Raw genomic sequence first — 12,837 nt, forward strand, 5'->3', positions numbered from 1 at the left:
CCATGCGTGTCCTGGGATTCGCTGTCCTCGTCGCCGCGCTTGCCGCGCTGCCCTTCGTCACCGACGCGCTCGGCCAGGCCGCCTGGCTGGCGCTGGCCACCCGCATCCTGATCTACGGCATCGCCGCCGCCAGCCTGAACTTCATCCTCGGCTACGGCGGCATGGTCAGCTTCGGCCACGCCGCCTTCTTCGGCATCGGCGGCTACGTGGTCGGCATCCTGTTCACCCACCACGCCAGCGGCGAGCCGCTGTTCGGCGTCATTCCCGGCACCGACCAGATGCTGGTCACGCTGCCGGTGGCGATCCTGGTCGCCGGCCTGTTCGCCGCCGCCATCGGCGCGCTGTCGCTGCGCACCGGCGGCGTGCAGTTCATCATGATCACGCTCGCCTTCGCGCAGATGCTGTTCTTCCTGTTCGTGTCGCTCAAGGCCTATGGCGGCGAGGACGGCATCATCATCCGCCGCACCAATGCGCTGCCGGGGCTGAACATGCGCGACAAGGCGACCCTCTACTGGGTCGTGCTGACGATCGCCGTCCTCTTCTTCCTCGGCTTGCGCCGGCTGATCAACTCCAGCTTCGGCGCCGTCATCTCCGGCATCCGCCAGAATGAGCGGCGCATGGCCGCGCTCGGCATCCCGGCCTACCGCTACAAGCTCGCCGCCTTCGTGCTGTCGGGTATGGGCGCGGGGCTGGCCGGCGCGCTGATGGCCAATTTCCTGCGCTTCGCCAGTCCGGACATGATGCACTGGACCAAGTCGGGCGAACTGATGATCATGGTCATCCTGGGCGGCGTCGGCACGCTGTTCGGGCCGTTCCTCGGCGCCGGCGTGTTCCTCATGCTGGAGACCTTCCTTGCCTCCTGGTCCGAACACTGGCCGCTCGCCCTCGGGCTGATCCTGCTGGTGGTTGTGCTTGGCACCCGCGGCGGCATCGAGGCGCTGATCAGGCGCTTGTCGGCCCTCGGGCGGGGAGGGGGGCAATGAGCGCGATCCTGGCCATCGAGGACCTGGTCAAGTGCTTCGGTGGCCTGGTCGCCACCGACCGGGTCAGCCTGGAGGTGCGCGAGGGCGAGATCCACGCCCTGATCGGCCCCAACGGCGCCGGCAAGTCGACTCTGATCAACCAGCTGTGCGGGGAACTCGCGCCCGATTCCGGCACCATCCGCCTCGCCGGACGCGATGTCACGCGCGTGCCGACCCCGGCGCGCGTCGCCCTCGGCCTCGGCCGGACGTTCCAGATCACCAGCCTGCTCGACGACATGAGCGTGCGCGAGAATGTCGGCATGGCGGTGCAGGTGCGCCTCGGGCACAACTTCCGCATCTTCGACGCCGTGCGCGACCGCCGCGCCGTCTGGCAGGAGGCCGACCGCCTCATTGCCGACAGCGCATTGGCCCCGCGCGCCGGCGTGCGCGTCGCCGACCTCTCCCACGGCGAGAAGAAGCAGCTCGAACTGGTCGTGGCGCTGGCCATGAAGCCGCGCCTGCTGCTGCTCGACGAACCGATGGCGGGCCTCGGTCATGTCGAGAGCCTTGCCATGATCGAGATGCTGCGGCGGACGCGGGAGAGTGCCGCCATGCTGCTGGTCGAGCACGACATGGATGCGGTGTTCGCGCTCGCCGATCGCATCTCCGTGCTGGTCTACGGCAAGATCATCGCCACCGGCACGGTCGACGAGATCCGCGACGACCCGGCCGTGCGCGAGGCCTATCTCGGGGCGGAGGACGAGCTGTGCTGAGCGTCGCCAATCTTCAGGCCGCCTACGGCGAGAGCCGCGTGCTGTTCGACGTCCATCTGGAGATCGCCGACGGCGAGGTGGTGACGCTGATGGGCCGCAACGGCATGGGCAAGACCACCACGGTGCGCTGCATCATGGGGCTCCTGGCGCCGCAGGGCGGCAGCATCCGCTTCGAGGGCCGCGACGTCGCCGGTCTCACGCCCGAGCGCATCGCCCGCCTCGGTGCCGGGCTGGTGCCGGAAGGGCGCCAGGTGTTCCCGACGCTCAGGGTGCGCGAGAACCTTGTCGCCACCGCCGCCAACCGGCTCGGCCGCGCCGATCCCTGGACGCTGGAGCGGGTCTACGGCCTGTTCCCGCGTCTGAAGGAACGCGCCGGACAGATGGCCGGCACCCTGTCGGGCGGCGAGCAGCAGATGCTCGCCATCGGACGTGCGCTGATGACCAACCCGCGCCTGCTCATCCTCGACGAAGCGACCGAGGGCCTCGCGCCGGTGATCCGGCGCGAGATCTGGCACTGCATCGAACACCTGAAGGCGGCCGGCCAGTCGATCCTGCTGATTGACAAGAACCTCGCCGTGCTCAAGCGGCTGGCCGACCGCCATTACATCGTCGAGAAGGGCCGAACGGTGTGGACGGGAAGCGGGGCGGACATGGACCGCGACGCGGAGCGGGTGCACGGCTATGTCGGGCTCTGAGCTGCGCCTCGTCCTGATCGGCTGGGGCGCCATCGCCACCCGCGTCGCCGACCTGCTTGCGGAGCGCGCCGCGCCGGTCGACCTCATCGCCGTCGCGGTGCGCGACGGCACGACGAGGCCTGAGGATCTTCCGGCCGGCACGCGGCTCATCGACGATCCCGGAGCTCTTGCCGATCTCGCCTTCGACCTCGCGGTCGAGGCGGCCGGGCGGGAGTCGGTCGGGCCCTGGGGCCGGGCGGTGCTGGCGCGCGGTGCCGATTTCGCGCCGGCCTCGACCTCGGCCTTCGTCGACGAGGGGCTCCTCGATGACCTCACCGCGCTCGCCCGTTCGAGCGGGGCGCAGCTCGTCATTCCGCCCGGCGCGCTCGGCGGCATCGACGCGCTGGCCGCCGCCGCGCGCCTGCCGCTCGCCGGCGTGCGCCACGAGATCGTCAAGCCGCCGCAGGCCTGGACGGGCACGCCGGCCGAGGCGCTGTGCGACCTTGCCGGCCTGAACGCGCCGGCTACCTTCTTCGAGGGCTCCGCGCGCGAGGCGGCGCGTGCCTTTCCGCAGAACGCCAATGTCGCGGTGATCACCGCGCTCGCCGGGCTCGGTCTCGACCGCACCACCGTGGCGCTGGTCGCCGACCCGGGCGCGCGGCGCAACAGCCACCGCATCCGCGCCGAAGGCGATTTCGGCACGATGGAGATCGCGCTTGAGAACCGGCCGCTGGCGAGCAATCCGAAGTCCTCGGAAATGACCGCGCTGTCGCTGGTGCGGCTCATCGAGAACCGCGCCGGCGCGCGGGTGGTGTGACCGGCAGAGGAGGGGAGAAACCATGAGCGATCTTGCAGCCGAAGGCGCGTGGCCGCGCGAGCGCGTGGACGCGGACTACACGGCGCGCGCCTGCGTCGACGCGGCGACCTTCGAACGCATCATCGGCGCTTACGCCGAGCTGTCGCGGGCGGCCCGCGCGCTCCCCGGCAGCCGCTGCGACCTCGTCTACGACGAGACGAGCGGCGAGCGCCTCGACCTGTTCGGCACGGCGCCGGGCGAGGCCAGGCCCGTGTTCGTGTTCATCCACGGCGGCTACTGGCGCGCGCTGTCCAAGGAGCATTCCGCCTTCATGGCGCCGATGCTGGCCGGTCGGGGCATAGCCACCGCCGTGCCCGACTACACGCTGGCGCCGAAGGCGAGCCTGACCGAGATCGTCCGCCAGATGCGCGCCGCGCTGGCCTATCTGTGGCACAACGCGGCCGACCTCGGCATCGACCGCGACCGCATCGTCGTCGGCGGCAGTTCGGCCGGCGGCCATCTCGCCGGCGCGCTGATGATGACCGGCTGGCAGGCGGCGTTCGGTCTGCCCGCGCAGCCGCTCAAGGCCGGCCTGCCGATCAGCGGCCTGTTCGAGCTGGCGCCGATCGCTGCCAGCTACGTGCAGGAGTGGATGAGCCTCACGGCGGAGGAAGTTGAGCGGCTGAGCCCGCTGCGCCATCCGGCCGGGGCGCCGCGCAGCGTCGTCGCCGTCGCGGCGACCGAGACCGCGGGCTTCCACCGCCAGACGCGCGCCTATGCGCAGGCCATCGGCGCGCCGGAACTGACGGTGCCCGGCCGCAATCACTTCGACATCGTCCTCGACCTCCGCGACGCCGACACCGCACTCGCCCGCGCCCTTCTCGGCCTGTTCTAACCGCCGCCGGCGTGTCTGCACGCACGCCTGCACCGAAAAGAGGGAGGTCGGCGCTCCGACCGAAGTCCCCTGACGATTGCAGGGGCGCGTCAACGAACTGTCATATCGCTGTCACCCAACTGACATCGGATGCCGGTAGCACACGCCCGTCACGTCAATTCCCAGGAGGACGTCCCTCATGAAACGCGCATTTCTCGCCGCTGTGGCGCTGCTCGCCGCTTCGACGGCCCAGGCCGAATTCAAGCTCGACGCCCGCTACACCGACGCCGACGGCGACATGATCGCCGACATCCCGACCGATGCCGGCAAGCTGGTCGATCCCTCCACGCTGATCTTCGCCTATACCCCGGTGGAAGATCCGGCGGTCTATGCCGAGGCCTGGAAGGACTTCCTCGCCCACATGGAATCGGTCACCGGCAAGAAGGTCCAGTTCTTCCCGGTCGATTCCAACGCCGCTCAGATCGAGGCGATGCGCGCCGGCCGCCTGCATGTCGCCGGCTTCAACACCGGTTCCAACCCGCTCGCCGTTGCCTGCGCCGGCTTCCGCCCGTTCACCATGATGGCCAAGGCCGACGGCTCGTTCGGCTACGAGATGGAAATCATCACCCATCCGGGTTCGGGCATCGAGAAGGTCGAGGACCTGAAGGGCAAGAAGCTCGCCTTCACCTCCGAGACCTCGAACTCGGGCTACAAGGCGCCGTCGGCGCTGCTGAAGGCCGAGTACGGCCTGGTCGCCGGCACCGACTTCGAGCCGGTGTTCTCCGGCAAGCACGACAACTCGATCCTCGGCGTCGCCAACAAGGACTATCCGGCCGCCGCCATCGCCAACTCGGTGATGAGCCGCATGATCGAGCGCGAGGTGATCAAGCCGGAGCAGGTCGTGTCGATCTACAAGTCGCAGACCTTCCCGACCACCGGCTACGGCATCGCCCACAACGTGACGCCGGAGCTGCAGGAGAAGATCAAGGAAGCCTTCTTCAGCTTCAAGTGGGAAGGCTCCTCGCTGGAGGCCGAGTTCTCCAAGTCGGGCGAAGCGCAGTTCATCCCGATCACCTTCAAGGACACCTGGGCCGTCATCCGTCAGATCGACGAGGCGACCGGCGTCTCCTACGACTGCAAGTAAGACCGATCGGATCACCGCATGCGGGCGGGCCCTCCGCCCGCATGCCCGTTTCAGGGACCGGACGATGCTCGAACTGCGCGATCTGACCAAGACCTACCGCACCGGCGACAAGGCGCTCGCCGAGGTCAGCTTCACGGTGCCCAAGGGCCAGGTGGTCGGCCTCATCGGACCTTCCGGCGCCGGCAAGTCGACTCTGATCCGCTGCATCAACCGCCTGGTCGAGCCGAGCGCCGGCAAGGTGCTGCTCGCCGGCAGCGAACTGACCGGCCTCTCCGCCGGCGCCCTGCGCCGCCAGCGCCGGCGCATCGGTATGATCTTCCAAGAATACGCCCTGGTCGAGCGGCTCACCGTGATGGAGAACGTGCTGTCCGGCCGGCTCGGCTACGTCAATTTCTGGCAGAGCTTCACCCGCCGCTTTCCGGCCGCCGACATCGAGCGCGCCTACCGCCTGCTCGACCGCGTCGGCCTGATCGACCACGCCGACAAGCGCGCCGACGCGCTCTCCGGCGGCCAGCGCCAGCGCGTCGGCATCGCCCGCGCGCTGTCGCAGGAACCCGAACTGCTGCTGGTCGACGAGCCGACGGCGAGCCTCGATCCCAAGACCAGCCGCCAGATCATGCGCCTGATCATCGAGATCTGTGCCGAGCGCGGCCTGCCGGCCATCGTCAACATCCACGACGTGCCGCTGGCGCAGCAGTTCATGCAACGCATCGTCGGCCTGCGCGCGGGCCGTGTGGTGTTCGACGGCCCCCCGGCGGACCTTACCGAGGCGGCGCTGACCACGATCTACGGCGCCGAGGACTGGAACGTCATGCGTAAGGGCCACGAGGAGGACACGGAGGCCGAGGTCGAGGCCGTCCGGTGCCTGGCGGAGATCGGCGCATGACCGCCGTCGCCTATCCGCAGACCTGGCGCCGGCCGCCGCAGATCCTGACCAACCGCACCTGGCGCATCGTCATCCAGGTCGGCGCGCTCGCCTACCTGGTGCTGGCGCTCGGTACCCTGGACGTCAACTGGACGCGCGTCGTCGAGGGAGCGGCTCGCGGCCTGCGCTTCGTCGAGGGGTTCCTGACTCCCGACTTCACCTCGCGCTGGCGCGACATCTCCAAGGGCCTGGTCGAGAGCCTGACCATGACGCTGACCTCGACGGTGGTCGGCGTCGCCCTCTCGGTCCCGATCGGTATCGGTGCGGCGCGCAACCTGGCGCCGCGCTGGATCTACCTCGCCTGCCGCTCCGTGATTGCCCTGTCGCGCGCGCTTCAGGAGGTGATCATCGCGATCTTCTTCGTCGCCATGTTCGGCTTCGGCCCTTTCGCCGGCTTCCTCACGCTGTCCTTCGCCACCATCGGCTTCATCGCCAAGCTGCTCGCCGAGGATATCGAGGACATCGACGAGGCGCAGGCCGAAGCGATCCGGGCGACCGGCGCCTCGTGGCTGCAACTGGTCAACTTCGGCGTCCAGCCGCAGGTGATGCCGCGGCTGATCGGCCTGTCGCTCTACCGCCTCGACATCAACTTCCGCGAAAGCGCGGTGATCGGCATCGTCGGTGCCGGCGGCATCGGCTCGACGCTGAACACCGCCATCGACCGCTACGAGTACGACAGCGCGGGCGCGATCCTGCTGATCATCATCGCCGTCGTGATGGTGGCGGAATATTCCTCCTCGTATCTGCGGAAATACCTGCAATGATCCCGGCGACCGTCTCGTCCTCGTCTGCGCCGCCGAGGCCTTGGCAGCACCGCACGCCGCGCGCCCGCCTCGCCCTGTGGTTCGGCTGGCTCGGCCTGGCCGCGCTGTTCGTCTGGTGCTGGCAGGTGATGACGAAGGACACGATCTGGTTCTTCGTCACCGACGCCCCCACCCAGGCAGCCGACATCGGCAGTCGCATGTGGCCGCCGCGCGTCAGCTACCTCCCGGAGTTGCTGTGGCCGCTGTGGGACACGCTCAACATGGCGACGCTCGGCACGCTGCTCGGCGTCGTCCTGGCCGTCCCCGTCGCCTTTCTCGCCGCGCGCAACACCACGCCTTCGGCTCTGGTGCTGCGGCCCGCCGCGCTGTTCGTCATCGTCGGGTCGCGCTCGATCAACTCTCTGATCTGGGCCTTGCTGCTGGTCGCCATCCTCGGTCCGGGCGTGCTCGCCGGCGTCATCGCCATCGGCCTGCGCTCGGTCGGCTTCATCGGCAAGCTGCTCTACGAAGCGATCGAGGAGACCGACGTGCGCCAGGTCGAGGCGGTCACGGCGACCGGCGCCAGTTCCGCACAGGTCCTGTCCTATGCCATCGTGCCGCAGGTGCTGCCGGCGTTCTGGGGCATCACCGTGTTCCGCTGGGACATCAACATCCGCGAAAGCGCCATCCTCGGCCTCGTCGGCGCCGGCGGCCTCGGCCTCAAGCTGCAATCCTCGCTCAACGTGCTGGCCTGGCCGCAGGTGACCATGATCCTGATCGTCATCCTCGCCACGGTCGTCCTGTCGGAGTGGATCTCCGCCAGGGTCCGCGCGGCGATCATCTGAGCGGATCGCCGCGCCTCAGCGGTATTCCTCGATGAAGGCGTCGATGGCAAGGGTGCGGAAATCGGGCAGGGCGGCGGCGAGCCTCTCGTGCGGCCAGTCCCACCAGGCGATCTCCATCAGCGCCTCGGCCTGGGCCTCGGTGAAGCGGCGCTTGATCGGCCGGGCGGCGACGCCGCCGACGATGGTGTAGGGCGCGACGTCCTTGGCGACCACCGCGCCGGCGGCGATCACCGCGCCGGTGCCGACCGAAACGCCTGCGAGCACCGTCGCGCCGTGGCCGATCCACACGTCGTGGCCGATGGTGACCCAGTGCTCCTTGCGCCAGGCGAAGAAGGCGGCGTCGTCCTCGCCCATGCCGAAGGCGGCGGCGCGGTAGGTGAAATGGTGCTGCGAGGCGCGCCAGGTCGGATGGTTGCCGGGATTGAGCCGCACGTTGCGGGCGATCGAGCAGAACTTGCCGATCGTCGTCCAGACCACGTCGCCGCCCTGCATGATGTAGGAATAGTCGCCCATCTCCGACTGGCGGATCTCCGTACCGGCGGCGACCTCGGTCCAGGCGCCGAGACTGCTGTCGACGACCAGCGCGTCGGGGTGGATCGAGGGCAGCAGCGAAAGCGCGGGCTGTGCGGAGGGCGTGGTCATTGCGGCGGTGGTCCCGAATCTGGAACGGCGGAAGGCGGGCACCATAGCGCCTCGCGGGCCGGCGCGGATGACGCTTCGATGACGGCGCGATGACGGGCGCGGGGATCGGGGCCGGCAGCGACTTCAGGCGGCGCGGAGTCTCCGGGCGAGCGCCGGCGCACGTCTTCAAGACGTCAAAGACTATCTGTCATGAAAACTTCAAGAAACCGCCTCCTCGCTTGTCATTCGTCTGTAACAAAGCCGTGGCTCTTGTCGCTCCAGAAGATCAATGCAACGACAGGGCTGGCCGGTGATCCATTTCGAGGGCGTGACCAAGCAGTTCGGCAACCGCGTGGCGGTCGACAACGTCTCCTTTTCGATCGATGCGCCGCAGATGGTGGGCATCATCGGGCGCTCGGGCGCCGGCAAGTCGACCCTGCTGCGCATGATCAACCGGCTGACGCCCGCCACCGCAGGCCGGATCCTGTTCAACGGCCGCGACGTGCTGTCGCTGAAGGGCGGCGAGAAGCGCCGCTGGCAGCGCGACTGCGCCATGGTGTTCCAGCAGTTCAATCTGGTGCCGCGGCTCGACGTGGTCACCAACGTGATGCTCGGCCGCCTCAACACCCACGGCACGCTGAAGAGCATGTTCAACATCTTCGGTAAGGGCGACATCGACCGGGCGCTGTCCGCGCTCGACCGGCTCGGCATCGTCCAGGAGGCGGTCAAGCGCGCGGAGGAACTATCCGGCGGCCAGCAGCAGCGCGTGGCCATCGCCCGCGCCCTGGTCCAGGAGCCGCAACTGGTGCTGGCCGACGAGCCGATCGCCTCGCTCGATCCGATGAACGCCCAGATCGTCATGGATGCGCTGCGCGAGATCCACGAGCGCGACGGCAAGACGGTCATTTGCAACCTGCACACGCTCGACACCGCGCGCGCCTACTGCGACCGCGTCATCGGCATGCGCGACGGCGTCATCGTCTTCGACGGCGCGCCCGAGGCGCTGACCACCGATGTCGCGCGCGAGATCTACGGTGCCGACGACAGCTTCAACGAGGCCGCCACGTCGACGGCCCTCGACGCCCCGCGCCAGCGCGCTGGGGCCGTTCCCCTTTCCGCCGGTGCGATGACCCCGGCGGCAGCGGCGGCGGTCTGATCCGCGCCGAAGTCAAACGTCATCGACCGACAGCTTTTGGGAGCATCCCGACATGAACCTGATCTCGAAAATCGCCGCGGCCGCGGTGAGCTTGCTCGCCCTCGGCGTCAACGGCGCGCTTGCCCAGGATACCATCTCCGAATTCCGTATCGGCATTCTCGGCGGCGAGAACTCGTCCGACCGCCTGCGCTCCAACGAGTGCATCCGCGCCAAGACCGAGGAACTGCTCGGCGTGCCGACCAAGATCTTCGCCCCGGCCGATTACAACGGCGTCATCGAAGGCCTGCTCGGCGGCAACCTCGACATGGCCTGGCTCGGCGCTTCTGGATATGCCAAGGTCTACCTGACCGATCCGGAAGCCGTCGAGCCGGTGCTCGTCAAGGTCAACACCGACGGTTCCTTCGGCTATTACGCGATCGGTTTCGCCCGTGCCGACAGCGGCATCAAGTCGCTGGACGACCTCAAGGGCAAGAAGTTCGCCCTCGGCGATCCGAACTCCACGTCGGGCTACCTGATCCCGAGCTATGAACTGAACAAGGCCGGCTATTCCACCAAGAACGGCGAGTTCTTCTCCGAGGTCGTTTCCAGCGGCGGACACGAGCAGTCGATCGTCGGCGTCTACAACGGCGACTTTCCGGCCAGCGTGACCTGGGCCGACGGCCTCGGCGAATGGGAAGACGGCTACAATTCGGGCGCCCTGCGCAAGGCCGCCGATGCCGGCCTCGTCGACATGACCCAACTGGTCGAGATCTGGAAGTCGCCGCTGATCGTGGAAGGCCCGATCGTCCTGCGCAAGGCGCTGCCGGAACGCGTCAAGATCGACATGACCGCCATGCTGGCCTCGCTCGGCTTCATGGACAAGGAATGCGCCTACAGCTTCATGGCCGGTGAAGTTCTGGGCCTGAAGCCGATCAACCACGCCGCCTACGAGAACATCATCGAAGTGCGTCGCGCCGCCGGCAACTGATCCGGCACGCGTCAAATCGGCGGCCCCGGTCCAGCGGTCCGGGGCCGTCCTGCATCTGCGAAAGGAAGTCTCGATGGCCGTGATCGATCTGGGCAACGACCTGCTCGCCATGCGCCGGCGGCGTCAGCTCTATTCCATCGGCTCGGTGCTGCTGATCGTGGCGCTGATGGCCTGGGGCTACGGCGAGGCCAACGCGCTCAACTCCGGCAGCTTCGCCACGGGCATCGCCAAGTTCTTCGACTATCCGGGCGAGATCGTCAGGGAAGCCTGGACGACCGGCCTGTTCGGCATGATCGCCCTGATGTGGCACTATTTCCCGGCCCTGATCGAGACCCTGAACATCGCCTTCGTCGCGACCATTCTGGGCGGCGCGCTGGCCATGGCGCTGTCCTTCGCCAGCACGCGCAACCTCGACGTCTGGGGGCCGCTGATCCCGGTGACGCGCCGCGTGATGGACATCATGCGCGCCTTTCCCGAACTCGTGGTCGCCCTGTTCCTGATCTTCCTGCTCGGCTCCAGCCCGGTGCCGGCCATGATTGCCGTCGCCTTCCACACCGCCGGCGCGCTCGGCAAGCTGTTTTCCGAGGTCAACGAGAACATCGACCGCAAGCCGATCGAGGGGTTGAAGGCGGTCGGCGCCAACTGGCTGCAGCGGATCCGCTACGCCGTGATGCCCCAGGTGGCGCCCAACTACCTCAGCTATTTCCTCCTGCGCCTCGAGATCAACGTGCGCGCCTCGGCGATCCTCGGCTTCGTCGGTGCCGGCGGCATCGGCTCCGAACTGCGCCGCACCATCGGCTGGGGCCAGGGTCAGGGCGACGACACCGCGGCGCTGTTCCTGCTCCTGTTCCTGTCGATCGTGGCGATCGACCAGACCTCCTCCTACCTGCGCGCCCGGCTGACCGGCGCCGCGCGTCATTGAAGGAACCGCCATCGATGGCCGACGCTCTCCTTGCCGCGTCCCAGCGCTCCGGCGCCATCCCGTCGCCGAACGCCGGACAGGTCGGACGGATCGTGCGGGCGCGCATCCTGCGCGCCTTCGGCGTTCCGCTGCTCGTGTTGCTCTATCTGGCCTATGCTTGGAACGTGTTCGGCGTGACGGACCTGCTCGGACGCGCCGATCCCGAGCGCGGTGCGCTGCTCGCCCTGGACACGCTCTACCACAAGGTCCATGTCGAGAAGAACCTGCGCCGCGGTGACTTCACCGTCGCCGTCGAGGGCGAACGAACGGCGACCTGGCCGGCCGGCACCACGCCGAACTGGGTCGTCCGGGACGGCGAGCGCAGCCTCGTCGACCTCGGCGACGGCTATGCGGTCGAGATCGAGGGCGACGCCGCCCGGCTCGTCGTGCCGGATTACGGCATCATCACCGCTCGCGTCGTCGGCGAGGGCATCGAGGTCCGTTACCCCGGGCCGGTGCCCAGCTGGGTCTCCGGCAACGAGATCAAGTTCGACGCCCGCCCGACCTTCGACCGCCGCCTCCAGGTCTCGCGCAGCAAGATCGAGGTGCACCGCTATTTCTTCGGCTGGGAGAACTTCTGGTTCCCGTTCGGCTCGCCGCTGCAGGGCCTGTCGGCCGTGGACCTGATCGATCTAGCCTGGAGCGACCAGCGCATCGACGCGTCGAAATCGAACCTCGGCCTCATCTGGGACAGCTTCTGGGGCAATCCCGACTGGCAGCACGGCATCCTCGCCGTCGCGCTGTTCGAGACCCTGCTGATGGCGCTGCTCGGCACCATGACGGCGGCGCTGCTCGCGCTGCCGCTCGCCTTCCTCGCCGCGTCCAACTTCACGCCGTCGCTGCTGCTGCGCTTCGGCGTGCGCCGGGTGTTCGACTTCGTGCGCGCGGTCGATTCGCTGATCTGGTCGCTGATCTTCATCCGCGCCTTCGGCCTCGGTCCGCTGACCGGTTCGCTCGCCATCGCCATCACTGACATGGGGTCGCTCGGCAAGCTGTTCTCCGAGGCGCTGGAGAACATCGACCGCAAGCAGGTCGAAGGCGTCGATGCCACCGGCGCCAACCGCCTGCAGTCCTACCGCTTCGGCGTCATCCCGCAGATCCTGCCGGTGCTGATGTCGCAGTCGCTCTACTATCTGGAATCCAACACGCGCTCGGCGACCGTCATCGGCGCGCTCGGCGCGGGCGGCATCGGCCTGGTGCTGGTCGAGACGATGAAGACCTCGCGCGACTGGGAGAACGTCGCCTACATCATCCTGCTGACCTTGGTTCTGGTGATCGCGATGGACAGCCTGTCGGGCTGGCTGCGCCGGCGGCTGATCGAGGGCAGATAGGACCGGCCATCCACAGGCGATTGGGCCTCCGCCGCCGGTCGGGGCCTGCGCGCAGGCGCGCAAGA

The 12,837-nt window shown here is 68.4% G+C and carries 14 protein-coding genes; 13 read left to right on the forward strand and 1 reads right to left on the reverse strand.

Features of this window, described 5'->3' with window-relative positions:
- Positions 1-2 precede the first annotated feature (2 nt).
- The 9 genes from SL003B_RS09455 (at position 3) to phnE (SL003B_RS09495) (ending at position 7,736) form a co-directional block, all read left to right on the forward strand.
- Entirely contained in the window at positions 3-983 is a 981-nt protein-coding gene (locus tag SL003B_RS09455; protein WP_013652612.1) for a branched-chain amino acid ABC transporter permease, read from the forward strand.
- Positions 980-1,735: an ABC transporter ATP-binding protein gene (locus SL003B_RS09460; protein WP_013652613.1), complete on the forward strand. Its 756-nt coding sequence runs from the start codon at positions 980-982 to the stop codon at positions 1,733-1,735. Before SL003B_RS09455 ends, SL003B_RS09460 begins: the two co-directional genes overlap by 4 nt.
- Complete coding sequence (locus SL003B_RS09465) at positions 1,729-2,430, forward strand: ABC transporter ATP-binding protein (protein WP_013652614.1); 702 nt, start codon at positions 1,729-1,731, stop codon at positions 2,428-2,430. Before SL003B_RS09460 ends, SL003B_RS09465 begins: the two co-directional genes overlap by 7 nt.
- A complete protein-coding gene (locus SL003B_RS09470; RefSeq protein ID WP_013652615.1) occupies positions 2,417-3,226 on the forward strand; it encodes an aspartate dehydrogenase in 810 nt (269 codons plus the stop codon). The genes SL003B_RS09465 and SL003B_RS09470 overlap by 14 nt, the downstream gene beginning before the upstream one ends.
- Before the next feature lie 22 nt (positions 3,227-3,248).
- Positions 3,249-4,100: an alpha/beta hydrolase gene (locus SL003B_RS09475; protein WP_013652616.1), complete on the forward strand. Its 852-nt coding sequence runs from the start codon at positions 3,249-3,251 to the stop codon at positions 4,098-4,100.
- Positions 4,101-4,278: 178 nt separating this feature from the next.
- Positions 4,279-5,223 (forward strand): phosphate/phosphite/phosphonate ABC transporter substrate-binding protein, encoded by a 945-nt coding sequence (gene phnD / locus SL003B_RS09480; protein ID WP_013652617.1) that lies wholly within the window; start codon positions 4,279-4,281, stop codon positions 5,221-5,223.
- A gap of 64 nt (positions 5,224-5,287) precedes the next feature.
- Positions 5,288-6,109, forward strand: coding sequence for a phosphonate ABC transporter ATP-binding protein (phnC, locus tag SL003B_RS09485; RefSeq protein ID WP_013652618.1), 822 nt, complete (start codon positions 5,288-5,290; stop codon positions 6,107-6,109).
- Complete coding sequence (gene phnE, locus SL003B_RS09490; protein ID WP_013652619.1) at positions 6,106-6,912, forward strand: phosphonate ABC transporter, permease protein PhnE; 807 nt, start codon at positions 6,106-6,108, stop codon at positions 6,910-6,912. The genes phnC (SL003B_RS09485) and phnE (SL003B_RS09490) overlap by 4 nt, the downstream gene beginning before the upstream one ends.
- Positions 6,909-7,736, forward strand: coding sequence for a phosphonate ABC transporter, permease protein PhnE (phnE, locus tag SL003B_RS09495; protein WP_013652620.1), 828 nt, complete (start codon positions 6,909-6,911; stop codon positions 7,734-7,736). Before phnE (SL003B_RS09490) ends, phnE (SL003B_RS09495) begins: the two co-directional genes overlap by 4 nt.
- A 15-nt stretch (positions 7,737-7,751) precedes the next feature.
- Here phnE (SL003B_RS09495) and SL003B_RS09500 read toward each other — a convergent pair whose 3' ends face one another.
- On the reverse strand, positions 7,752-8,378 hold the full coding sequence (locus tag SL003B_RS09500; RefSeq protein ID WP_013652621.1) for a DapH/DapD/GlmU-related protein: 627 nt from the start codon (positions 8,376-8,378) through the stop codon (positions 7,752-7,754).
- Between the two features lie 268 nt (positions 8,379-8,646).
- Between SL003B_RS09500 and phnC (SL003B_RS09505) the strand changes: the two genes are divergently transcribed.
- From phnC (SL003B_RS09505) to phnE (SL003B_RS09520), 4 genes are all read left to right on the forward strand, one after another.
- The gene (gene phnC / locus SL003B_RS09505; RefSeq protein WP_422613599.1) at positions 8,647-9,513 is read left to right on the forward strand and encodes a phosphonate ABC transporter ATP-binding protein; all 867 of its coding nucleotides are present in this window, start codon (positions 8,647-8,649) and stop codon (positions 9,511-9,513) included.
- Between the two features lie 52 nt (positions 9,514-9,565).
- Positions 9,566-10,480, forward strand: coding sequence for a phosphonate ABC transporter substrate-binding protein (phnD, locus tag SL003B_RS09510; RefSeq protein WP_013652623.1), 915 nt, complete (start codon positions 9,566-9,568; stop codon positions 10,478-10,480).
- 73 nt (positions 10,481-10,553) lie between these two features.
- Entirely contained in the window at positions 10,554-11,402 is an 849-nt protein-coding gene (phnE, locus tag SL003B_RS09515; protein WP_013652624.1) for a phosphonate ABC transporter, permease protein PhnE, read from the forward strand.
- Positions 11,403-11,416: 14 nt separating this feature from the next.
- Positions 11,417-12,772 (forward strand): phosphonate ABC transporter, permease protein PhnE, encoded by a 1,356-nt coding sequence (gene phnE / locus SL003B_RS09520; protein ID WP_013652625.1) that lies wholly within the window; start codon positions 11,417-11,419, stop codon positions 12,770-12,772.
- Positions 12,773-12,837 lie beyond the last annotated feature (65 nt).

The organism is Polymorphum gilvum SL003B-26A1, assembly GCF_000192745.1.
Taxonomy (GTDB): Bacteria; Pseudomonadota; Alphaproteobacteria; order Rhizobiales; family Stappiaceae; genus Polymorphum; species Polymorphum gilvum.

Excerpts from the sequence above, each read along its gene's own strand:
- SL003B_RS09455 (WP_013652612.1), top strand. The coding sequence starts at position 3 with ATGCGTGTCCTGGGATTCGCTGTCCTCGTCGCCGCGCTTGCCGCGCTG.
- SL003B_RS09460 (WP_013652613.1), top strand. The coding sequence starts at position 980 with ATGAGCGCGATCCTGGCCATCGAGGACCTGGTCAAGTGCTTCGGTGGC.
- SL003B_RS09470 (WP_013652615.1), top strand. The coding sequence starts at position 2,417 with ATGTCGGGCTCTGAGCTGCGCCTCGTCCTGATCGGCTGGGGCGCCATC.
- SL003B_RS09475 (WP_013652616.1), top strand. The coding sequence starts at position 3,249 with ATGAGCGATCTTGCAGCCGAAGGCGCGTGGCCGCGCGAGCGCGTGGAC.
- phnD (WP_013652617.1), top strand. The coding sequence starts at position 4,279 with ATGAAACGCGCATTTCTCGCCGCTGTGGCGCTGCTCGCCGCTTCGACG.
- phnC (WP_013652618.1), top strand. The coding sequence starts at position 5,288 with ATGCTCGAACTGCGCGATCTGACCAAGACCTACCGCACCGGCGACAAG.
- phnE (WP_013652619.1), top strand. The coding sequence starts at position 6,106 with ATGACCGCCGTCGCCTATCCGCAGACCTGGCGCCGGCCGCCGCAGATC.
- phnE (WP_013652620.1), top strand. The coding sequence starts at position 6,909 with ATGATCCCGGCGACCGTCTCGTCCTCGTCTGCGCCGCCGAGGCCTTGG.
- SL003B_RS09500 (WP_013652621.1), bottom strand. The coding sequence starts at position 8,378 with ATGACCACGCCCTCCGCACAGCCCGCGCTTTCGCTGCTGCCCTCGATC.
- phnC (WP_422613599.1), top strand. The coding sequence starts at position 8,647 with ATGCAACGACAGGGCTGGCCGGTGATCCATTTCGAGGGCGTGACCAAG.
- phnD (WP_013652623.1), top strand. The coding sequence starts at position 9,566 with ATGAACCTGATCTCGAAAATCGCCGCGGCCGCGGTGAGCTTGCTCGCC.
- phnE (WP_013652624.1), top strand. The coding sequence starts at position 10,554 with ATGGCCGTGATCGATCTGGGCAACGACCTGCTCGCCATGCGCCGGCGG.
- phnE (WP_013652625.1), top strand. The coding sequence starts at position 11,417 with ATGGCCGACGCTCTCCTTGCCGCGTCCCAGCGCTCCGGCGCCATCCCG.